General features: G+C 72.6%; 21 protein-coding genes and 1 pseudogene. 10 read left to right on the top strand and 12 right to left on the bottom strand.

From position 1 onward, the window contains the following. Positions 1–55 precede the first annotated feature (55 nt). The 3 genes from ACWD5O_RS15530 to ACWD5O_RS15520 are packed head-to-tail and all read right to left on the bottom strand — an operon-like array spanning position 56 to position 3,243. Positions 56–1,795 carry a multicopper oxidase family protein gene (locus ACWD5O_RS15530; protein WP_450085686.1) on the bottom strand — a complete coding sequence of 580 codons (1,740 nt, stop codon included), beginning with the start codon at positions 1,793–1,795 and terminating at the stop codon, positions 56–58. Further along, positions 1,792–2,244 (bottom strand): DUF6220 domain-containing protein, encoded by a 453-nt coding sequence (locus tag ACWD5O_RS15525; RefSeq protein WP_450005102.1) that lies wholly within the window; start codon positions 2,242–2,244, stop codon positions 1,792–1,794. Before ACWD5O_RS15525 ends, ACWD5O_RS15530 begins: the two co-directional genes overlap by 4 nt. 9 nt (positions 2,245–2,253) lie before the next feature. Next, complete coding sequence (locus ACWD5O_RS15520) at positions 2,254–3,243, bottom strand: carboxymuconolactone decarboxylase family protein (protein ID WP_450085685.1); 990 nt, start codon at positions 3,241–3,243, stop codon at positions 2,254–2,256. 143 nt (positions 3,244–3,386) lie between these two features. Here ACWD5O_RS15520 and ACWD5O_RS15515 point away from each other — a divergent pair, with 143 nt between their 5' ends. From ACWD5O_RS15515 to ACWD5O_RS15500, 4 genes and pseudogenes are all read left to right on the top strand, one after another. Beyond that, positions 3,387–4,517, top strand: coding sequence for a sensor histidine kinase (locus tag ACWD5O_RS15515; RefSeq protein ID WP_354965336.1), 1,131 nt, complete (start codon positions 3,387–3,389; stop codon positions 4,515–4,517). Continuing rightward, on the top strand, positions 4,514–5,176 hold the full coding sequence (locus tag ACWD5O_RS15510) for a response regulator (protein ID WP_450085684.1): 663 nt from the start codon (positions 4,514–4,516) through the stop codon (positions 5,174–5,176). Before ACWD5O_RS15515 ends, ACWD5O_RS15510 begins: the two co-directional genes overlap by 4 nt. 272 nt (positions 5,177–5,448) lie before the next feature. Beyond that, entirely contained in the window at positions 5,449–6,939 is a 1,491-nt protein-coding gene (locus ACWD5O_RS15505; protein WP_450085683.1) for a SulP family inorganic anion transporter, read from the top strand. Continuing rightward, a pseudogene (locus tag ACWD5O_RS15500) lies at positions 6,939–7,370 on the top strand (MerR family transcriptional regulator); the annotation flags it as partial. The gene ACWD5O_RS15505 and the pseudogene ACWD5O_RS15500, both read left to right, overlap by 1 nt. A 107-nt stretch (positions 7,371–7,477) precedes the next feature. On the opposite strand, the gene ACWD5O_RS15495 reads toward ACWD5O_RS15500, so the two are convergent. From ACWD5O_RS15495 to ACWD5O_RS15485, 3 genes are read right to left on the bottom strand one after another with little or no spacing between them, the layout of a single operon-like run. Beyond that, the gene (locus ACWD5O_RS15495) at positions 7,478–8,041 is read right to left on the bottom strand and encodes a GerMN domain-containing protein (protein ID WP_450085682.1); all 564 of its coding nucleotides are present in this window, start codon (positions 8,039–8,041) and stop codon (positions 7,478–7,480) included. Further along, a complete protein-coding gene (locus ACWD5O_RS15490) occupies positions 8,038–9,393 on the bottom strand; it encodes a sensor histidine kinase (RefSeq protein WP_450085681.1) in 1,356 nt (451 codons plus the stop codon). Before ACWD5O_RS15490 ends, ACWD5O_RS15495 begins: the two co-directional genes overlap by 4 nt. Continuing rightward, a complete protein-coding gene (locus ACWD5O_RS15485) occupies positions 9,390–10,079 on the bottom strand; it encodes a response regulator transcription factor (RefSeq protein WP_450085680.1) in 690 nt (229 codons plus the stop codon). Before ACWD5O_RS15485 ends, ACWD5O_RS15490 begins: the two co-directional genes overlap by 4 nt. A gap of 154 nt (positions 10,080–10,233) precedes the next feature. On the opposite strand from ACWD5O_RS15485, the gene ACWD5O_RS15480 reads away from it, so the two are divergent. The 4 genes from ACWD5O_RS15480 to ACWD5O_RS15465 all read left to right on the top strand — a co-directional run bounded on the left by ACWD5O_RS15480 (position 10,234) and on the right by ACWD5O_RS15465 (position 12,058). Further along, positions 10,234–10,650, top strand: coding sequence for an STAS domain-containing protein (locus ACWD5O_RS15480; RefSeq protein WP_450085679.1), 417 nt, complete (start codon positions 10,234–10,236; stop codon positions 10,648–10,650). Positions 10,651–10,783: 133 nt separating this feature from the next. After that, positions 10,784–11,386: an STAS domain-containing protein gene (locus ACWD5O_RS15475; RefSeq protein WP_450085678.1), complete on the top strand. Its 603-nt coding sequence runs from the start codon at positions 10,784–10,786 to the stop codon at positions 11,384–11,386. A gap of 65 nt (positions 11,387–11,451) precedes the next feature. Next, positions 11,452–11,727 carry a GlsB/YeaQ/YmgE family stress response membrane protein gene (locus tag ACWD5O_RS15470; RefSeq protein WP_450085677.1) on the top strand — a complete coding sequence of 92 codons (276 nt, stop codon included), beginning with the start codon at positions 11,452–11,454 and terminating at the stop codon, positions 11,725–11,727. Between the two features lie 31 nt (positions 11,728–11,758). Then, positions 11,759–12,058, top strand: coding sequence for a BON domain-containing protein (locus ACWD5O_RS15465; RefSeq protein WP_354965345.1), 300 nt, complete (start codon positions 11,759–11,761; stop codon positions 12,056–12,058). Positions 12,059–12,085: 27 nt separating this feature from the next. Here the strand turns inward: ACWD5O_RS15465 and ACWD5O_RS15460 are convergent, their stop codons facing one another. The 4 genes from ACWD5O_RS15460 to ACWD5O_RS15445 form a co-directional block, all read right to left on the bottom strand. Beyond that, on the bottom strand, positions 12,086–13,447 hold the full coding sequence (locus ACWD5O_RS15460; protein ID WP_450085676.1) for a permease prefix domain 1-containing protein: 1,362 nt from the start codon (positions 13,445–13,447) through the stop codon (positions 12,086–12,088). After that, the gene (locus ACWD5O_RS15455; RefSeq protein WP_450085675.1) at positions 13,444–13,818 is read right to left on the bottom strand and encodes a PadR family transcriptional regulator; all 375 of its coding nucleotides are present in this window, start codon (positions 13,816–13,818) and stop codon (positions 13,444–13,446) included. The genes ACWD5O_RS15460 and ACWD5O_RS15455 overlap by 4 nt, the downstream gene beginning before the upstream one ends. 84 nt (positions 13,819–13,902) lie before the next feature. Beyond that, on the bottom strand, positions 13,903–14,787 hold the full coding sequence (locus ACWD5O_RS15450; protein ID WP_450085674.1) for an MHYT domain-containing protein: 885 nt from the start codon (positions 14,785–14,787) through the stop codon (positions 13,903–13,905). Positions 14,788–14,953: 166 nt separating this feature from the next. Further along, the gene (locus tag ACWD5O_RS15445; RefSeq protein ID WP_450085673.1) at positions 14,954–17,755 is read right to left on the bottom strand and encodes a DEAD/DEAH box helicase; all 2,802 of its coding nucleotides are present in this window, start codon (positions 17,753–17,755) and stop codon (positions 14,954–14,956) included. An 86-nt stretch (positions 17,756–17,841) separates the two neighbouring features. Here ACWD5O_RS15445 and ACWD5O_RS15440 point away from each other — a divergent pair, with 86 nt between their 5' ends. Then, positions 17,842–18,612 carry an HAD family hydrolase gene (locus tag ACWD5O_RS15440; RefSeq protein WP_450085672.1) on the top strand — a complete coding sequence of 257 codons (771 nt, stop codon included), beginning with the start codon at positions 17,842–17,844 and terminating at the stop codon, positions 18,610–18,612. Positions 18,613–18,622: 10 nt separating this feature from the next. On the opposite strand, the gene ACWD5O_RS15435 is transcribed toward ACWD5O_RS15440, so the two are convergent. After that, on the bottom strand, positions 18,623–19,477 hold the full coding sequence (locus ACWD5O_RS15435; protein ID WP_354965351.1) for a LysR family transcriptional regulator: 855 nt from the start codon (positions 19,475–19,477) through the stop codon (positions 18,623–18,625). A 150-nt stretch (positions 19,478–19,627) separates the two neighbouring features. On the opposite strand from ACWD5O_RS15435, the gene ACWD5O_RS15430 reads away from it, so the two are divergent. Then, entirely contained in the window at positions 19,628–20,461 is an 834-nt protein-coding gene (locus tag ACWD5O_RS15430) for an EamA family transporter (RefSeq protein ID WP_450085714.1), read from the top strand. Here ACWD5O_RS15430 and ACWD5O_RS15425 read toward each other — a convergent pair. Continuing rightward, positions 20,424–21,362 (bottom strand): diacylglycerol kinase family protein, encoded by a 939-nt coding sequence (locus ACWD5O_RS15425; protein ID WP_450085671.1) that lies wholly within the window; start codon positions 21,360–21,362, stop codon positions 20,424–20,426. The two genes, ACWD5O_RS15430 and ACWD5O_RS15425, sit on opposite strands and share 38 nt — an antisense overlap. Positions 21,363–21,413 lie beyond the last annotated feature (51 nt).

Here is a 21,413-nt window from a genome sequence, read left to right as displayed (position 1 = left end):
CAGACCAGGGCCTGGAAGACGGGTCAAACAACGGCACGGGTGGGTGAGGGGTGGATCACGAGTACATCAGGTGCAGCGTCATCCCGGCGTCGGCGTGCGTCAGGTTGTGGCAGTGGTTGGCCCACATCCCGGGGTTGTCGGCGCGGAACGCCACCTTCCACACGTCGCCGGGGCGTACGTCGAAGGAGTCCAGCCACAATGGGCTCCCGGTCGCCGGCTCACCGTTGCGGGACAGCACCAGGACGTGATGGCCGTGCAGATGCCACGGGTGCACGATCTGGGACCTGTTGACGATCGTGAAGGTGACGATGTCGCCGAAGCGTACGACCTGCGACGGGATGTCCGGGGCGGCGGCGCCGTTGACGGTGTGGGCGTATCGCGGAAGCAGTCCCCGCAGGTCGAGGCCACGGTCGAGAACGAGGGTGAACTCCCGGTCCACCCGGGTCCACGGCACCGGGGAACCGACGCCGTAGGTGAGCGGGTCCAGCACCGGCCACGCGCCGGTCGCCGCCGACACCGGTCCGGTCGAGTGGACCTGCCGTCCGTCGACGAACAGCGCCACCGGCGTGGGGGGCGCGGTGAACGTCAGGTCGTAGCGACCCCCGGCCGGGATCAGCACGGCGGTGTCCACGAGCGGCGTCGGGCCATGCAGGTCGGATCCGTCGATCGCGGCGACCCGGAACGGGGTCCCGGCCAGGGCGTAGCGGTGCGTCGTGCTGTCGGTGTTGATCAGCCGCAGCCGTACGGGCACGCCCGCCGCGACCGGCTCCGTTCTCGGCGCGGGCAGCGGAAGGCCGGAAAGGGTGTGCACCGGGATCGTGACGTCGACGCCGGTCACCGGGGCCGGGTGAACGACCAGGACGCCGTACAGGCCCATCCGCACGCCGACGTCGGAGACCGAATGCGTGTGGTACCAGTACGTCCCGGCCTGATCGGCGCGGAACCGGTAGACGAACTCCTGTCCCGGCAGCACCGCCGCCTGCGTCACGCCGGGCACTCCGTCCTGACTGTTCGGCACGTCGTACCCGTGCCAGTGCAGCGTGACGCCCCGTTCGATGTCCCGGTTGCGCAGTGTCACCTCCAGGACGTCGCCGACGGTGGCGGCCAGCGCCGGCCCGGGAACCTGCGCGTTGAACGCCCACGCCGCGACCTCCCGGCCGCTCACGCGCACCGTGGCGGTCCCGGCTGTCAGGGCGAACCGCCGGGTCGGTTCGTCGGCGGTCCGCGCGTTCGGATACGCGTGGTCATGTGGTTCGCGGGGCGCCGCGTCCGGGGCGACGGTCAGCCCGGTTCCGGTCACCAGCGCCGCGACCGCCACCCCGAGGGCCGCCCGGGACACCATCCGGGACGGGGCCGCGCCAAGTGCGCGCCACGAGACCGCGGTCGCCGCGACGACCCCGGCGACGGCGAGCAGTCCCACGCCCGCCGACGCCGGATAGCCGTGCAGGAGCGTCACGAGCAGGGCGCTGCTCTGGGCGTACCCCGCGAAGAGAAGCGGGACCGCGACGGACCGGATGTCGCCCGGCGCCCGCAGCAGCCGCGGCCCGGCGACGACCACCGCCGCGAGCGACAGTGGGGCGGCGATGAGGACCTTCTCCCCCGCGAACCACCAGCCGGCACGGGCGAGCGCGGTGATCGTGATCACGCGGGCGAGCGTGGCGAGCAGCGCGAACGCGGAGAGTCCCAGCGCGAGGGGACGGCGCCGGGCGGCCGACGCGGCGCCGCCGCCCAGCCACCCGGCGGCCGCGAGGACCGCGATGACGAGGTCGGCCGCGAGCAGCGAGCCGGTGGTCATGCCGGTTCTCCTTCGCGGATGGTCACGGGGGTGGCGTCGGCCGGCGCCGGCTGCGCCAGCTTTCGCGCTGCCCGCAGGACGCCGACCACGACGTGCACCGCGATGATCCCGTTGACCGCGTGCAGCCCGGCGATGGTCAGGCCGAGCGGGGTGCTGGCGCCCGCGGCGTCGGTGGACGCGTTCGCGAGCATGGCGATGAGCGCCTGCACGACGACGAGGCCGATCGGCAGGATCGCCAGCCCGATGAGCCGACCCGGCGCCTTAGCCAGCGCGGCGAACAGGGCGGTGAGCAGGCTGAGAACGGGGATGACCGCCATGCCGTTGACGCTGTGCAGGGCGTACGCGCCGTCACCCGCGGGTTTCGTGAACCCGCCCACGGCGGCGAAGACGAACTGCAGGACGAACGAGATGAGCAACAGGGTGCTGGCGATGATGAATGCCTTGCGCATGGTGACCTCCTAGAGATGAGCCGACGTCAGTGCCCGGGCGACGTGATCGGTGGCCGTGATCGCCCCGAACGCGACCACCCGCACGAGGTCGGCGTCGGCCGGATGGGAGAGCCGCCAGAGGGCGACGTCGCCCGCGCTGACCGCGCCGGGCGCGAACGCCGCCAGCAACGCGATCCGCGTCCCGATGCGGTCCGCGCCGGGTACGTCCCGGACCAGATCGACGGCCCAGTCCGCGGGTCGGGCCGGGAACCGCCCGTCCTCCCAGCGCACGGTGGCCGTGACGGTCTGGCGCGCCACGTCGCCCAGGAGGTCCCCGCCTCGGTTGGCGGCGTCCCGCAGGGCCGCGTACGCGACGCCGACCGGGCTGTCCCCCGCCCAGGCCGGTGGCGGCGTCGTGCTGGCGTCGAGAAGCGCGAGGCTCTGGCCGGGCTCCTTGGGTCCACGGGCCGTCTTGGCGTAGAGCCGACCTCCGACTGACCGCACCAGCGATGAGCGTTGCAGGCCACCGGGGAGCAGATCGGGGTCGAGCAACGCCGAGACGACCCGGTTGATGAAGTGGAAGGCGAGCAGGGTGCCGGTCACCTCGGGGCGGTACGGGCTGGTCCAGCCGGCGGCCCGGGGGCTGCGGCTGGCCTCCGCCCAGCCGACGAGCTCGGCGTGCCTCGGCTCGGCCGGCGTCCCGCCCCGGGCGACGGCCTCGCCCAGCTCATGCTCGCCCAGCGCGTGCAGCAGCATCACGTGGGCGTCGACGCAGAACCGGCAGCGGTTGGCCCGGGACACCGCCGACGCGACGAGTTCGCGGTCCACCCTGGACGCGTCCCCGGCGAGCAGGGCCTCGCGCATCAGCGCCCAGGTCGCGGCCTGCAACTCCGGCACGGCCGAGAGCGCCTGGAAGGTGGGCACCGGCCCGAGGAAGTCGTCCCACAGCTGCCGGTACACCTCCGCGGTCAGGCCGGTCGCGGCCTTCGCTGGTTCGGGGGTGAAGAAGCGGTATGTCATGAGCTCGATGCTTGTCGGGGCGGGCTGGGAAAACGTCGTGCCGCCGCAGGCACTTGCCCGGCCACCGATACCGCGTCCGTGGTACGCCCTTCTACCGCGGGCGACGGATGCTCCCCGGTGACGGTCCGTTCTACAGTTCGACCATGCGTCGAGACCTGCCGTACGCCCTCAGCGGCCTCGCCCTCGGCGGCCTCCTGCTCGGCAACGCCGCGCTCGCACCGGACGCCGCGACGATCCGAGCGGTCGACGTCGCCCTGGTCCTGGCCATGGCGGCGGCCCTGGCGGTGTGCCGGCGGTACCCGGTCGTGGCGTTGAGCGTGGTGACCGCCGCCATGCTGGCCCTCCACGTCCGGGTGCATCCCGGGGTGTCCGCCGCGTTCCCCGTCCTCGGCGCCGTCTACGTCACCGCCTGGCGGGGGCACCGAGCGGCCGCCGTCCTGGGCAGCCTGGTCTTCCTCAGCGGCTTCCTGGCCCGCGACATCTCGGTCGCGCCCGCCGACCGGCCCGGCCAGCTGATCGCCGAGCGGACCGCCCTGCTGCTCGGCTGGTTTGTGGCGGCCAACGTCGCCGGGCTCGTCGCGCGGCAGCGCCGGGCGTACCTGGAACAGGTTGAGCAGCGGGCGATCGAGGCCGAACGCACCCGCGAGGAGATGGCGTTGCGTCGCGCCGGGGAGGAGCGTCTGCGCATCGCCCGGGACCTGCACGACTCGCTGACCCACAGCATCTCCGTGATCAAGGTGCAGGCCGGTATCGCCGTGCACCTGGCCCGCAAGCACGGCGAGGAACCGTCGGGCACGCTGCTGGCGATCCAGGAGGCCAGCAGCGCCGCGATGCGGGAACTGCGCACGACGCTGGACGTCCTGCGCTCACCTACCGACGGAGACTGCGTCGGGCTGACCCGCGTGGAGGAACTCGCCGAGCGGACCCGCGCGGCCGGCGTACCGGTGCAGGTGACCGTCAGCGGTGAGCCCCGGGACCTGCCCGCCGAGGTCGACCAGGCCGGGTATCGCGTCGTCCAGGAGGCCCTGACCAACGTGGCCCGCCACGCCGGCCCCGCCACCGCGCAGATCCACCTCGAGTACGCCCGGACACAGCTGACCGTCTCGGTGGCCGACGACGGTCAGGCGTCGCCGATCCGGCCGGTGACACCGGGCGTGGGCCTGCGCGGCATGCGGGAGCGGGTGACCGGACTGGGCGGCACGCTGCGGGCCGCCGCCCGCGACGACGGCGGGTTCGCGGTACGGGCCACGTTCCCGTTGGACGGTCCACTTTGACCCGGGTCCTGCTCGTCGACGACCAGGCTCTGATGCGAGCCGGCTTCCGAGCGTTGCTCGGCGCCGAGGACGACCTGGAGGTCGTCGGCGAGGCCGTCGACGGCACCTCGGCCGTCCATTTGTCGCGAAGCCTGCGGCCGGACGTCGTGCTGATGGACGTGCAGATGCCGGGACTCGACGGCATCGAAGCCACCCGGCGCATCGCCGCCGATCCGGACCTCTGCGCGGTCCGCGTCCTCATCCTCACCAACTACGGGCTCGACTCCTACGTCTTCGCCGCGCTCCGCGCGGGCGCCAGCGGTTTCCTCCTCAAGGACGCCGACCCCGCCGATCTGCTGCAGGCCATCGCCGTGGTGGCTCGCGGCGACGCGCTGCTCGCCCCGGCCGTCACGCGGACGCTCATCAGCGAGTTCGTGGCCGGCCCACCACCGGCCGAGCCGGCGGCCGGACGCGACGTGCTGACCGCCCGCGAACAGGAGATCGTCGAGCTCGTCGCGCGGGGGCTGAGCAACGACGAGATCGCCTCGCGCATGGTGATCAGTCCGTTGACCGCGAAGACCCACGTCAACCGGGCGATGACGAAGCTGCACTGCCGCGACCGCGCCCAGCTGGTCGTGTGGGCGTACGAGTCAGGGTTGATCACGCCGCGCCGCCGGTGACACCACGTCCCCGTTCCGGGGAACCGCCGGGGGCGGGGTCACCGGCGTGATGATCAGCACGTTCAGTCAACTCTCACGTGACGGAAGAGTAGGGTCACCGGCGGTCGTCGAGAGCGGGCAACCCCCCTTCGGCGACCCGTTGCGTCTGGGCGACGAGACCCAGAGGCCGGACGCGAGCCCGGCTGTCGCTGATCCGTGAGTAGCTGTCCGTGTCCGACCGTGGACACCGGACGCGCGCGCCCGTCGGGCGTGCCCCGAGTGGAAATGGCTGTATGTCTTCCATGCTGTCCCGTCCGCGCCTGTCCCGCCCCTCCTGGCTGTCGCCGAAGGTGTTCCGGACCGAGGTCCTCGCCGGCCTGGTCGTCGCCCTGGCGCTGATCCCCGAGGCGATCTCCTTCTCGATCCTGGCCGGGGTCGACCCCCGGGTGGGCCTGTTCGCCTCGTTCACGATGGCGGTCACCATCGCGATCTGTGGCGGCCGGCCGGCGATGATCTCCGCCGCGACGGGCGCCGTCGCGCTCGTGGTCGCACCCCTGGTCAAGGCGCACGGCCTGGACTACCTGATCGCGGCGGTGATCCTCGGCGGTGCGATCCAGGTCGTGCTCGCGGTGCTCGGCGTGGCGAAGCTGATGCGCTTCATCCCGCGCAGCGTCATGGTCGGTTTCGTCAACGCCCTGGCGATTCTGATCTTCGCCGCGCAGGTTCCGCACCTGCTCGGCGTGCCGTGGCTGGTCTATCCGCTCGTCGCGGTGGCCTTGGCGATCATGGTCGGCCTGCCCCGGCTCACCAGGGCCGTGCCGGCGCCGCTGGTCGCCATCGTGGTGCTGACGGTGGTCACCGTGTTCGCCGGGGTGACCGTACCGACCGTCGGTGACGAGGGTGCCCTGCCGGACAGCCTGCCCACCCTCGGCCTGCCGCAGGTTCCGTGGACCCCGCACACGCTCACCGTGGTCGCCCCCTACGCACTGGGAATCGCGCTGGTCGGGCTGATGGAGTCGCTGATGACCGCCAAGCTGGTCGACGACATCACCGACACCCACTCCAACAAGACGCGCGAGTCCTGGGGTCAGGGCGTCGCCAACATGGTCACCGGATTCTTCGGTGGAATGGGTGGCTGCGCCATGATCGGCCAGACGATGATCAACGTGAAGGCGTCCGGCGCCCGCACCCGGCTGTCGACGTTTCTGGCCGGCGTGTTCCTCCTGGTCCTGGTCGTGGCGCTCGGCGACGTGGTCGCGGTCATTCCGATGGTCGCCCTGGTCGCCGTGATGATCATTGTGGCCGTGTCGACGTTCGACTGGCACTCGATCGCGCCGAAGACGCTGCGGCGGATGCCGTACGGCGAGACCGTCGTCATGGTGGCCACCGTGGCCACCACCCTGGCCACCCACAACCTGGCCGTCGGCGTCGTCGTCGGTGTGCTCACCGCCACGGTCATCTTCGCTCGCCGGGTCGCCCACCTGGTCGAGGTCACCAGCGTCCTGGACCCGGACGGCACCACCCGGATCTACTCCGTGCACGGTGAGCTGTTCTTCGCCTCCAGCAACGACCTGGTCGGCCAGTTCGACTACGCGAACGACCCCGAGCACGTGGTCATCGACATGAGCCACGCCCACGTCTGGGATGCCTCTTCCGTCGCCGCCCTCGACGCGATCACCACCAGGTACGCCACCCGCGGCAAGACCGTCGAGATCGTCGAGCTGAACAAGCCCAGCGCCCGCATCCACGACACCCTCGCCGGCCAACTCGGCGTCGGCCACTGATGGCCGCCACCGGCCGGGAGAGCGGGTCGGAGCACACGCGCGCCCCGGCCACCGGCCGTCTCATGCAGATCGGAGAAGTGGCCGAGCGTGTCGGGTTGAGCATCCGGACGATCCGCCACTACGAGGAAGCCGGCCTGATCGTCCCCTCCGCCCGCAGCGAGGGCGGCTTCCGCCTCTACACCGAACCTGACCTCAGCCGACTCGCCGTGGTCAAGCGGATGAAGCCTCTCGGGTTCACCCTCGACGAGATGCGGGACCTGCTCACCGTCCTCGATGCCCTCGACACCGCCACCGGCACCGACCGCACCGCCCTGCTCGACCGCCTCGCCATGTTCCGGACCGCGGCTACCGCCCGCGTCACCGCTCTACGGGACCAACTCGCCATGGCCGAAGCCTTCGCCGGAACGCTCCGCGACAAGCTCGACCACCACAGCGGCCACCGGGAGCGGCGTCAGCAGGCAGCCGCCCCGGACGACGGCATCCTCAGGGACGCCGGGAATGTCGCCGAGCAGGAACTCCCGGGCCCGGCCCAGCCCGGTCAACGTGGGGTGATGAGCGGGGCGTAGTCGGCGCGGGTGAGCGGTTGCTCGGACAGCGAGCCGTCGGCGCGGGGCACGGCGAGTGGTTTGCCGTCGCGCAGGAACACCACGGTGGTGACGTCGTCGCGACCGGTGAGGGTGCAGACGATCTGCCCAAAGGCCAGGACCTCGTCGCTGCGACCGGCGTCGTCGTCGGGTGCGTCGACCGCGACGCGGGCCTGCGTGCCGCTCACTGTCGCACCGGCGGCGTTGACCGCTCCCGGCAGCGCGCTGGTCAGGTCGCTGTCGCGTTCGGTCCTACCTGGTCCGGCGAGCAGGTGCCGCAGTTGATCCTCGACCGTGGGAACGCGGTCGACGCGCCGAACGACGGAGACGATGCGGTTGTCGCGGACGAGGCAGACTGTCTCGTCCGCGCGGCCGGCCGGTGCCGTGGTATCGGCGGGGGCGGCACTGTGGAACGGACCCCGCGGGGCCCGCACCGTCCGTGGGGCGTCGTCGGTGGGGACGCCGCAGCCGGTCAGCAGCGCGACGAGTGCCAGTGGGGCCAGCCGGCGGTGGTTCATGGCAGGCTTTCCGGCAGGGTGACGCGGAAGCGGGCGCCTCCGCCGGGGCGGTCGGTGACGGCGGCGTGCCCACGGTGCGCGGCGGCGTGCTGGGCGACCAGCGCGAGTCCGAGACCGGTGCCGTCGCCGGCGCCGCGGGTGTGGGCGGCTCGCCCGCGGACGAAGCGGTCGAAAATCGCCCGCCGGTCCTCGACGGACACACCCGGGCCGTCGTCCTCGACCTCGATGACGCCGGCGTCGCCGTCGCGACTCAACCGGACACTCGCCGGGCCGCCCCCGTAGGTCACGGCGTTGTCGAGCAGGTTCGCCAGGATCTGTGCGATACGCCGCCGCTCGACCTGCCACGTCGCGGGTGCGTCCGCCGCGAGGTGGACGAGCGAGGCCGGCAGGTTGAGGGCATGGCAGGCGTCCCGGGCCAGCGCCACCACGTCCACGGCTCCCCGATGGGCGGGCTGGTCGCTGCGCGCCAGGTCGATCAGGTCGTTGACGAGCCGTTGGAACCGGTCGATCTCGTCGGCGACGAGCCCGGCGGCGGTGGCGGTCCGCTCGTCCAGGTGCTCCCGGCGACGCGCCAGGACGCTGGCCGCCGCGGCGAGGGTCTGCAGAGGTGAGCGCAGTTCGTGGCTGACGTCGGCGGCGAAGCGGCGGTCCCGCTCGATGCGATGGGCGAGCTGGTCGACCATCTGGTTGAACGAGGAGGACAGACGCGTCAGGTCGGGGTCGGTGGCCGGGTCGAGGCGGGCGGTGAAGTCGCCGGCGGCGATCTTCTCGGCGGCGTCGGCGACCGCCGTCAGCGGGCGGAGCCCGTGCCGGGTCGCGTACCAGCCGAGGGCCGCGCCGGATCCGGCGACCATGATCGCGACGGTGGTCAGCGCGAGTGCCAGGACCTGGAAGGTCTGCTCCAGCTCGCGCAGAGAGTTGACCTCGAAGTACGTCGCCGTCGCGGACAGGGGCACCGCGACCACCAGGGCGGGTTGGCCGTCGACGCGTACGCGCTGCATCGCCGGTTCACCGGAGGCGACAGCCCGTCGCAGGTCGACGGGTATGGCGGTGGTGGTGCCGGGGTCGGCGGTCCGGGCGTACCACTCGCCGTCCAGGTGCAGCACGGGCCGCCGGCCGCCGCCCGTGTCCAGTGACCGAAGGACCTCCACCACGTCGGGGGTGCCGGTGTTCAGCCCGGCACGGACGACGGCGGCGTCGAAGTACGCGGCGCGCAGGGCGGTGCGTTCCCGCTCGTCGATCAGCGAGCGACGGGTCAGCTCGTACGAGACCAGGGCCATCGACGCGGCGAGCAGGAGCGCTCCGACGGCGAACGCGGCGGTGACCCGGGTGCGCAGTCCGAGGCGTCTCATCGCTGCAGCTTGTAGCCCAGGCCCCGCAGCGTGACCAGGTGTCGGGGGTTCGCCGGGTCCGACTCGATCTTCTGCCGCAGCCGACCGACATGCACGTCGACCAGCCTCTCGTCGCCGCTGTCGTAGCCCCAGACCCGTTGCAGCAACTGCTGGCGGGACAGCACCCGGCCGGCGTGTTCGGCAAGCTCGCACAGAAGCCGGAACTCGGTACGCGTGACCGGTACGGGCTGACCGGCGCGACGTACCTCTCCCCCGTCGGGACTGATCTCGAGCTCGCCGAACGCGAGCACGGGCACGGGCTCCGGCGCCGGTCCCGCGGCGCCGGTCCGGGCGCGGCGGCGCAGGGCGCGCAGCCGAGCGGTCAGTTCCTTGATCGCCACCGGCTTGACGACGTAGTCGTCGGCGCCGGCTTCGAGGGCGGCGACGATGTCGTGCGTGTCGTCGCGGGCGCTGACCACCACGACCGGCACGTCGTCGTCCCGGCGCAGGTGCCGGATGCACTCGAAGCCGTCGAGGCCGGGCAGCATCAGGTCGACCAGCACGTAGTCTGCCGGATCGCGGCGCTGCACGCGCAGGCCCTCCTCGGCCGTGGCGGCGCCCACCGCGTCGTAGCCCTCGTCCTCGAGTGCGAGCAGCAGCGCCAGGCGGATGCGGTCGTCGTCCTCGATCACCAGTACGGCCGTCATACCCGGCATCATCCCCAGGCCACAGGCCACGCGGCCAACCGTGCCGGTCGGCTGGCGGATTTGTCACGCAACTGTCATAGATCCGCGCGGTGACCGCCAAGCCGGCACGGCACGGTCATAGGCGACCGGGTCCGCAAGGGGAAGGGGCACGCCCGTGACAGGACCACCCGCACCCACGTCATGCACGCTGCAGCTGGTCGAGGTGTGCGTCACCGAACTCGACCCGGCCTGCCTGCCGGCGGCCGGCGCCGTGTTCGACCGGCTGCTGGCCCTGTCTCCCGCGCAGGTCGTGGTCGACCTGTCCGGGTGCCGGCACATCGACGCCGCTGCCATCGGCCTGCTGCTCGACGTGCACCGGCGGCTGGCCCGTACCGCCGGGGCCCTCACCATTCGCGACCCGAACCCCCGCATCCGGCGCATCCTGCACACCGCCCGCCTGGACCAGGTCCTGCCGATCGTCACCGGTCCCCCGCCGTCGATCCCGGGCGCCCCGGCGACGGGACCGGAACCCGCATCGGCGCAGCCGGCTCTGGTCGCCTACGGCCGAGCATCCGTGACCACCTCTCAGTGAGGAGCCGGCAGGCCCACCGCCCCAGCAGTGCCTGAACCGTCAAGCGCGGGACCCGGACCACCCGTTCGGTCCCGCCCCGAACGCCGTGCCCCGCCCGAACCGGCGGGACACCGGCCCAGGAAGGACCAGCGGTATGACCGTCGTCCCGGACGATCACCTGATGACACTGATCTGCGACACCTGCGGCGACTCCATCACGTCCACCGCGTGCGTGCTCCCCGACGCCGAAGTCGTCTGGACCCTGGTGCTCGAACACGGATGGAGTGGTTCCCCGTTCGCCACCGGCCCGCATCGCTGCCCGCACTGCAGCCTGCTGCCAGTCTCCGGTGGCGGTCAGGCGTCGGGCGACCTCCACGGTCCCGGGGGCATCCTCGGCATCGACCATCTCGACGACGTGACGGTCCTGGCCGCCACCGGTGACGTCGACGTCGACAGCGGCGACAGCATGCGCGCCGCCCTGCGCCACGCGAGCGATCTGGAAGGACACGTCGTGGTCGACCTGAGCCGAGTGCACCTCATCGACTCCGTCGGCCTCGGCCTGCTCGTCCGCGCCCACCGCGAAGCCCGCGACCGCGGCGTCACGCTGTGCCTGGCCGCGCCGTCGCGGTTCGTCCGCACCGTCCTGCACACGATGCGCCTGGACCAGGCCTTCCCCATGTTCGAGAGCCGCGACGAGGCCATCGACCAGCTGTCCCAGGGTCTGGAGTCCGCCGCGACGACGGCCGCCCATTCCTGACCGACCGACGTGGACCCCCGCCCTGATCCCTCCCCGTCACCGGCAGCGACACCTGAGGAGAGCCCATGACCGTCACCGGTCTCGTCACCGCGCTCCTCGTCGGCGTCACCATCGGCCTGTTCGGCAGGCTCGTCATCCCAGGACGCCGGGAGGCCCCGATCTGGTTGACCGTGGCCGTCGGGGTCGTCGCGGCCCTGGCGGGCACCATCGTCGCCCGTCTCGCGGGCGTCGACACCCGCGCACCCAACGTCCTGGCCGTGCTCATCCAGGTCGGTCTCGCCGGCATCGGCGTGGTGCTGGTCGTCGCCTCCGCCAGGTCCGAACGGTCCGACTCCGCGTGAACCCAGCACCGGCACGATCGAGGAGCTCCCCGTGTACATGCCATGGCCACTACCCGACGAGAACTGGTTCGCCGACGCGTCGAACCAGCCTGAGCAGGACCGCGAGGATGTGCGGCTCGAGGCGCTGGTCGCGCAGCGACTGAGCATCGACTGGACGACGCGGCGCCAGCAGATCCGTGTCTCCGTGCAGAACCGGGTCGTCATCCTCGCCGGCGTGGTGAGCGACACCGAAACGCGACAGGCCGCGGCCGAACTCGCCTGGGACGTGCCCGGTGTCTTCGACGTCTGCAACACGCTGCGGCTCAGCGCCCGGCGGCGCGGTCACCGGTGACCGCAGATCACCACCCTTCGTGACGGCTCAGGCGACGTCGAACAGGAGCGGGAAGGCGAGGACGACAGCCCAGGCCCACCCGAAGTACACGATCACGTATCGGGTCTGCCACCGTTCCAGGCGGGCGAAGGGCATGCGGCCACGCACGAAGCCGAGGTACAGCCATGCCGACCACGCCAGGTTGGCGAGCAGGACGAGGTTCTCGCCCAGTGCCGCCGTCTTGTTGGGGCTGAAGCCCCATTCGGTGATCCGGCCCGTGATCGCCGCCAGCACCAGCACGTCGATGATGAGAGCGCTGACGATGAGCGCGAGTTGCAGGCGGTCGAACAGACCGGGTCGGGCCGTGAGGTCACGGGCGGAGATGGCGTACAGCAGCATGCCCAGCACGATGACGAGCAGCACGTCGAAGAGAATGAGCGCGTCGCGCTCGACGTCGATGCCGTTGGTGGTCCAGACGACGGCGACCAGGAAGGCCAGCAGGGTGGCCGTGAAGAGCGGCGTGAAGACCCGGGTCAGCACCGGCGCCATGTTCTCGATGACGCTCTGCTTGGCCTCCACCAGCCAGGCCGACACGATGACCGCGGCCACGGCGCCGCACGGCAGCAGCCACGACTGGATGAATCCCTCGACGTTCAGCCCGATGGCTGCGAAGGCGTTCACTGTGATGGCCGTGAGGACGCCGCCACCCAGCCCGATGAGGACGAAGTAGATCAGCCACTCCCCGGTGAACCGGATAAAGTCCATTCGTCGCCGGTCCGAACGCCAGTCGCCGCCCGCGTAGGCGACGCCGACAACCAGCCACAGCGCTATCGGCAGGTGGATCGCGGTGAGCACCATGGTCTGCGAACCGTCGGCCAGCGGGTACGCGTTGGCGGCGACCGCGCCGAGAACGAACAGCGACGCGAGCGCCCCGATGACGCGCGGACCGACGCGGCGTTGCCAGGCGAAGTAGGCCGCGAGCACCGGCAGCGCGAAGAAGCTGGCGTTTCGCGCGTAAAAGCCGCCGTCGTCGCCCAGGTCGAGCCCGAACCAGGACGGCACCTTGATGGCGAGCGCCGCGACGGCCGCACAGAGCACCATGACGGGCAGTTCCCGCCGGGAACGGGCGGCGGCCGACGCGTCCGGCTCCCCAGGCAGCACCAGTTGTTTCCATAAGCGCTCGGAGTGCTCGCGAGCGAACTCCCGCGACAGTTCGTCGAGGCTGCCCATGCGTTTGACGGCGATGAGGAACGACTCGTCGGCGTGCAGGCCCGCCTCGGTCAGCTCGGTGATCCGGCTGCGGAGGTGGTCCTCCAGCTCCTCGACATCGGTGTGGTGCAGCTCGCGGCGGCGGTGGATGTAGGCCCGCCACTCGGCGATCTGGCCCTCCAGGTCGTTGTCGACGGTCATAGCCCCGCCCCCCACGCCGGTGCCGTGATCGGCTTGATGGACTGTGCCGTGCTCCACACGCCCCGCAGGGCGTCGACGACAGCGGCCCACTGCCGGCGCTGCTCGGCGAGCTCGGCTCGGCCCTGGTCGGTGATGCGGTAGTACTTCCGGCGTCGTCCCCCCGGTGGGGTCTCCCAGGCCGACTCGACGTGGCCGAGCCGCTCCAGGCGGTGCAGCAGCGGGTAGAGCAGGCCGTCGGTCCACTCCAGCTGCCCGCCGGAGAGGTCGTTGACCTGCTTGAGGATGGCGTAGCCGTAGCTCTCGCCCTCGGCGAGGATCCCCAGCACGAGTGGCGTCGCCGAGGCCGCGACGAGGTCCTTGGTGATATGCATGGCACCGCCTATACCTAGATCTGCAATGCATAGTAGTTCTAGGTATGACGCCAACGCAATCAGAATGAGCGGCCCGTGCCGCCGTCAGCGGGGCGGCATCTCCCGCCTGGACGGGAACGGGGTGCCCGGCTTGCCGAGCGTGGAACGGGCGCGCAGCCCGACCGGGTCCGGGGCGACGACGGGTGCCGCGGCGGCCGGCTCCGGGACCCGCCGGGCATCCAGGTACGCGGCGGCGGCCCGGTCGTCCTCGGTCGGCGCGGCGAGCAGGGCGTAGAGCAGGCCGACCACCCCGAAGATCACCGCCAGCACGATCGGCACCAGGAGCGCGCCCATGCCGGTGCCGGTCACCTCGCCCCGGCCCTCGTGCTGGTGCACCGAGAGGGCGCTCATGCCGGTGAAGTGCATGCCGTTCACGGCGACGCCCATGACGAGCGCGGAGGCGAAGATCGCCAGCGGCCGGCGAACGGTCATCGCGAGCCACAGCGCCACGGTGGCCGCCGCGACCGCGATCACCACCGAGAGGGCGACGCGGACCGTGTCGTAGCCGAGGGTGCCGTTCAGGCGCATCGCCGCCATCCCGGTGTAGTGCATGGCGGCCACGCCGGCACCGGTGAAGATCCCGCCGACGACCAGCCGTACCGGGTTCAGCCGGCCGGTGCCCACGATGGCCAGGCCGATGCCGACCGCCACGACGGCGATGGCCGTGCTGGCAGCGGTGAGCGGCACGTCGTACCGGATCCGGGTGCCGGCGACGGCGAAGCCGAGCATGGCCATGAAGTGCATCGCCCAGATGGCGGTGCCGCCGAGGGCCCAGGCGGCCAGCAGCCCCCACCACGCGCGCAGGCCGGCGGTGCGGGCGGTGCGGATACGACCGGCGCAGATCAGCCCGAGGACCGAACCGAGCACGGACAGCGCGTAGCTCAGCCCGGGCGTGATCCACCCGTACTCAAAGTGATTGATCTCGGCCACGGCGGTCTTCTCCCCATTCGTTACCGGCGCGTAAAGGTGGTGCCCGGGCAATGATCAGGGGTGCCTCGAACAGGCGCGACAGCGCCCCCCGGGGCTATCCGGGGGGTGCTGTCGCGGTGAACGTCCGATGCGTCGGTTCACCGACGACGGTGACCGAAAGTGATGATCAGGCGGAGGTGTGGTACGCCAGCACACCTCGGTTGATGGCCGCGATCGCCTGCCGGGCGGTGGAGCGCAGGTCGGGTGACGCGCCGCCGGAATCGGCCAGCTGGCCCAGCAGGTCGACCACCTGACGCGCCCAGCGGACGAAGTCGCCGGCCGGCATCTCACCCTCGATCTCGTGGCCACTGCCGAGCACCTTGGCCAGCGCGTCACCACGGGCCCACCGGTAGACCGGCCAGGCGAAGCCGAGATCCGGCTCCCGGGTCGCGGTCAGCCCCCGTGCCGCCTCGTCGGCCTCGATCTCGCCCCACAGCTTCAGCGTCTCGTCGACCGCGTCGGCGACCGGCCCGCGTGGCAGCGACGCCCGCTCGTCGACGTCGCGGCGCGCCTCGAAGACCACCACGGACACGGCGGCGGCCAGCTCGGCCGGGGACAGCCCGTCCCACACCCCCCGACGCAGGCACTCGGCGACCAGCAGGTCCGCTTCGGTCCAGATCCGGCCGAGCATCCGACCGGCGTCGGTGACCGCCCCATCGCGGCTGAGGTAGCCGCGGTCGGTCAGCAGCGCGACGATCCGGTCGAACGTCCGCGCGAGGGAGCCGGTACGGCCGGAGACCCGCTCGCGCAGCTCTTCGGTGTCGCGCTCCAACCGCCGGCGCCGCTCGGCCCAGCGGGCGTGTTCCTCCCGCTCCGGGCAGGCGTGGCAGGGGTGGTGACGCAGCTCGGTGCGGAGCTGGGTGAGCCGGTGGTCCTCGCCGGTCGCCTGCCGGGAACGGCCACCCCGGCGGCCGCCGTGCCGGTCCAGGCCGGTGCCGCTGACCTCGGCGGCGAGGTCGCGCCGGGCGCCCGGTGAGCGGTGGTTGAAGTGCTTGGGCACCCGGATCCGGGCCAGCACCTCGGCCGGGGTGGTGAAGTCGCCCGGGCTGACCCGCCCCGCCCAGCGGTCCTGGGTGAGCACCAGCGGCCGGGGCTCGCCGAACCCGCCGGTCGCCGGGTCCAGCACCACGGCCAGCCCGGCCCGCCGGCCGGCCGGCACCCGGATCACGTCGCCGATCCGCAGCCGCTCCAGCGAGGCCACCGCGGCGGCCTTGCGCTGGGTCTGCCCCTGCCGGGCGATGGCCTTCTCCCGGTCGGCGATCGCCACCCGCAGCGCGAAGTACTCGTCGAAGTCGCCGTGGTGGCAGGCGGCCTCCGCGCCGTACGCCTCGATGGTCTCGGTGTTGCGCTGCACCTGCCGGGCCAGGCCGACCACCGACCGGTCCGCCTGGAACTGGGCGAACGAGGACTCCAGCAGGGCCCGGGCCGGGTCCGCGCCGACCGTGCCGACGAGGTTCACCGCCATGTTGTACGAGGGCCGGAAGCTGGACCGCAGCGGGTACGTACGGGTGGAGGCGAGCCCGGCCACGTGCCGCGGGTCGGTCTCCGGGGACCACACCACCACGGCGTGCCCCTCCACGTCGATGCCGCGCCGGCCAGCCCGCCCGGTGAGCTGCGTGTACTCCCCCGGGGTCAGGTCGACGTGGGCTTCGCCGTTGTATTTGACCAGCCGCTCCAGGACCACGCAGCGGGCCGGCATGTTGATGCCCAGCGCGAGGGTCTCGGTGGCGAAGACCGCCTTGACCAGGCCGCGGACGAACAGCTCCTCGACGATCTCCTTGAACACCGGGAGCATGCCGGCGTGGTGGGCGGCCAGGCCACGCTCCAACCCGTCGAGCCACTCCCAGTAGCCCAGCACCGTCAGGTCCTCACCGGGGATGGCGGTGACCCGGGACTCGACCACCCGGCGGATTTCGGCCCGCTCCTCGGGAGAGGTGAGCCGCAGCCCGGCGGCGAGGCACTGCTGCACCGCCGCGGCGCAGCCGGCCCTGCTGAAGATGAACAGGATCGCCGGGAGCAGACCCTCCCGGTCCAGCCGGTCGACGATGTCCGGGCGCATCGGGCCGCGCCAGCGTGGGCCGCGCCGGCCGGAGCCGGGCCCGGCGCTGCGGCCCTCGCCCAGCTCCAGGCGGCGCATGGTGTCGCGGGTGTAGCGCAGCAGCTCCGGGTGCACGTCGTGCTTGCGGGCGGCGTCGGCGTCGTGGAACAGGTCGAACATCCGCTTGCCGACCAGCATGTGCTGCCACAGCGGCACCGGCCGGTGCTCGCTGACCACCACCGCGGTCTCACCGCGCACGGTGACCAGCCAGTCCGCGAACTCCTCGGCGTTGGAGACGGTCGCCGACAGGGAGACCAGGGTGACCGAGGCGGGCAGGTGGATGATCACCTCTTCCCACACGCCGCCGCGGAACCGGTCGGCAAGGTAGTGGACCTCGTCCATCACCACGTAGGCCAGCCCCTGCAGGGTGCTGGAGCCCGCGTAGAGCATGTTTCGCAGCACCTCGGTGGTCATCACCACCACCGGCGCGTCGCCGTTGATGGCGTTGTCGCCGGTGAGCAGGCCGACCTGCTCGGCGCCGTAGCGGTTGACCAGGTCGTGGTACTTCTGGTTGGACAGTGCCTTGATTGGTGTGGTGTAGAAGCACTTGCGCCGGGCCGGAGGGGCGCCCGTGTCGTCGGCCGCCGCCGGGTCGCCGGGCCGTCCGCGCAGCGCCAGGTGTACGGCGAACTCACCGACCACGGTCTTGCCGGCGCCGGTGGGGGCGCAGACCAGCACCCCGCTGCCCCGCTCCAAGGACTGGCACGCCTCCCGCTGGAAGTCGTCGAGGTCGAACCCCAGGTCAAGGGCGAACTCGTCCAGCGCCGGGAACTGTGAGGCCTGCGCGGCCCGGCGGCGCGCCGCGACGTACCGCTCGGCGGGGCTCGACATGTCACCAAGATTAGTGCGTGCCGGGACACGACACCCGACAAGGCCGTCCGGAGGGGCCGTCGGCGGCGGTCGGTAGGGTGCACGGCGTGCCGGACCATGCCGAACCGCCCCAGACAAGTCCGCCGGGCAGCGCCGAGGACGCCGCCGCCCCCCGGGCGTCCCGACGGCCCGTCAAGGCGGTGCTCTTCGACTTCCACGGCACCCTGGCCCAGGTGGAGGAGCCGCGGCAGTGGGTGCTGGAGGCCGCGGCGACGTGCGGGGTCACTTTGGATCGGGTCCGGGCCACCTCGCTGGCCGACCGGCTGCTGACCGCCGGGCGGGCCGGCGGGCCACTGCCGGCCCGGGTGCCGCCCCGGCTGGCCGAGCTGTGGGCCGACCGGGACCTCTACCCGCACGCCCACCGGGGTGCGTACACCGGGCTGGCCGAGACGGTCGACGCGGGCATCGAGGGCTTCGCCGACGCCCTCTACGAGCGGCTGCTGATCGCCGAGGGCTGGCTGCCGTACCCGGACACCGCCCCCACCCTGACCGCGCTGCGCGAGGCCGGAGTGCGGGTGGCGGTGGTCAGCAACATCGGCTTCGACCTGCGGCCGCTTTTCGACGCCTGGGGGCTGACCGGGCTGGTCGACGCGTTCGTGCTCTCCTACGAGGTAGGGCGGTGCAAGCCCGACCCGGCGATCTTCCTGCGCGCCTGCGGGATGCTCGGCGTGGATCCGGAGCAGACCCTGATGGTCGGTGATTCGCCGGCCGACGCGGGCGCCGTGGCGGCCGGCTGCTCGGTGCTGGTGGTGCCGGCCGCCGACCCCGGCCGGGAGAACGGGCTGGGCGCCGTGCTCGATCTCGCCCTGCCGGCCTGACCCGGCGAGGTCAGCCGCCGACGACCTCGTGGGCGAGCGCGACCAGGTCGGCGACGCCCGGGTGCCGGGGCGGGTGCCGCCAGGCCAGCAGCACGGTGATCTCGGGAGCGTCGGTGAGGGGCCGGTACGCTACCGCCGACGTGGGATACATCGCCGCTGTCGCCGTGGTGGTGACCCCGACCGCCCGGCCGGCGCTGATCGCGGCGAGCCAGTCGTCGGTGTTCACCACCGGCACCACGGTCGCCGGGGCGGCGCCCGGCGGCCACAGGTCGAGCGTCGTGGTGCCGGTGGCGGTGTTCACCGCGATGGGCTGGTCGACCAGGTCGGCCAGCGTGAGCACGGCCCGCTCGGCCAGCGGGCTGTCCGCCGGGACGGTCGCCAGTCGACTTTCGGTGAGCAGCTGCACGGTGCGGACGTCGGGCAGGTCGACCGGCTGGCGCAGCACCGCGACGTCCACGGCGCCGCGGGCCAGCCCGGCACTGCGGTCGTCGATGCGCAGCAGCTCCAGCGGCGTGTCCGGGTGGGTCTGCCGCCACCGGCGCAGCAGGGTGACGGTGTGTCCGCCGAGCGCCGACCAGGCGTGCCCGAGCCGCAGCGGCCGCCCAGCGGAGTACCCCGGGTCCAGCACGTCGTCGACGGCCGCGACGGCGGCGGCGGCCCGGTACCGCAGCGACCGGCCGGCCGGCGTCAAATGCAGGTGGTGGGTGGAGCGGTCGACCAACCGGATCCCCAGATGGTCCTCCAACTGGCGCAGTGTGCGCGACAGCGCGGGCTGGGTGACCCGCAGCCGCCCGGCGGCGCGGGTGATGCTGCCCTCCTCGGCGATGGTGAGGAAGGCACGCAGGTGCCGCAGCTCGACGGTCATAACCGCGAAGCATAATCGCAGTGGAACCGGCATTTCCCTCCCCCGCGCGGCACCCCTACCGTCACAACCGTGACCGACACCCTGCTGCCCGACCGGCCGACGCCCACTGTCGCGTCGACCCGCCGAGCCGGCGGCGTCGGCGCGGTCGGCATGGTGCTCGGCGGGGCGCTGTCGGTGCAGTTCGGCTCGGCCGTGGCCGCCCTGCTCTTCCCGCGTACCGGGGTGGCCGGCGCGGTGACCCTGCGACTGACGATCTCGGCCGTGCTGCTGCTCGTCGTGTGCCGGCCCCGACTGCGCGGGTACGACCGGGGAGCCTGGGTCGCGGCGGGCGCGTTCGGGCTGGCGCTGGCCGCCATGAACTCGCTGTTCTACCAGGCCATCGAGCGAATCCCGCTCGGCCCGGCGGTGACCCTGGAGGTGCTCGGCCCACTGGCGCTGTCGGTGTTCACCGCCCGCCGCCTGGCCAGCTGGTGCTGGGCGGGGTTGGCCCTGGCCGGGGTGGCGCTGCTCGGGCAGGGCGGCTTCGACCGGTTGAACCCCTCGGGGGTGGCCTTCGCCTTCGGCGCGGGCGCCATGTGGGCCGCGTACATCGTGCTCAGCGCCCGGGTCGGCGGCCGGTTCCCGGGCGCGGACGGGCTGGCCCTGGCACTCACCCTCGCCGCCCTGATCACCCTGCCCCTTGGCATCATCGACGGCGGGTCGGTGCTGCTCGACCCGACCGTGCTGGCGCTCGGCACAGCCCTCGCCGTGCTCGCCTCCGGGCTGCCGTACACCCTCGAGCTGCTGGCGCTGCGCCGGATGCCCACCGCCACCTTCGCGGTGCTGATGAGCCTCGGCCCGGCCATCGCCACGCTGGCCGGTTGGCTGGTGCTGCGGCAGGCGCTGACGCTGCTGGAGTGCGCCGCCATCGTGCTGGTCATCGCGGCCAGCATCGGAGCGGTACGGGTCAGCGCAGCAACCGCAGCGCGCCCGGAACCACGCTGACCGTCACCGGCAGGTCCAGCGAACGCTCACCGTCGGCGTACGTGGTGATGCCCTCGGCACTCAGCTCCACCGTCCGCGCCCGGAAGCTGTGGACGAGCGGGTGGTCGACGTGGGTGCCCTGGTAGATGCGGGGCTTGATCCGGATCAGGGTGCGCCGGTCGATCCGGCCACCCACCACCACGTCCAGCAGCCCGTCGGTCGGGTCGGCGTCGGGACAGATCCGCATTCCGCCCCCGTAGCTCGGGCAGTTGCCCACCGCCACCAGCACCGCGTCCAGCTCGTGCGGCACCCCGTCCAGCCGCAGCGTGTACCGCCGGGGCCGTAACCGGGCCAGCTCGACGAGGATCGCCAGATCGTACCGGCGGGGGCCGCGCGGCCAGCGCATCCGGTTGGCCCGCTCGTTGACGATCGCGTCGAACCCGGCCGCGAGGACCGCCCCGTACCAGCGCTCGGTGCCGTTCACGCCGGTCATCCGGGCCAGGTCGACCGGGCGGGTCCGGCCGGCACGCAGCGCGTCGGCGATCACCGCCACCGCCGCCAGCGGATCTGGCGGAAAGCCGGTGTCGACGGCGAAGTCGTTGCCGGTGCCCGCCGGCACGGCCCCGAACGGCACGGCGGTGCCGGCGACGGCCTGCATCGCCCGGTGCACGGTGCCGTCCCCGCCCATCGCGACCAGCGCGCCGGCGCCGTCGGTGACCGCGGCACGGCATGCCGCCTCCGCCTCGGCGGGACTCGCCGCAGACAGCAGTCGGACCGGTCGACCGCCGGCGGCCAAACCCTCCAGCAGCCGGGGCAGCAGCCCACGGTGCCGTCCCCGGCCGGCGGTCGGGTTGGCGAGCACGGCGACGGGGCCACCGGCGAGCGGGCCGGGCGGGTGATCGTCTGCGGTCACGGGCAGCACCGTAACTGGTGTGACGCCCGCCGTACACCGGGCGGGGGCGACCTCACCAGC

This window comes from Micromonospora sp. NPDC005161 (assembly GCF_053599855.1).
Note: the sequence above shows the minus strand (reverse complement) of the source record. Positions and strands in the feature narration are given on the sequence as shown.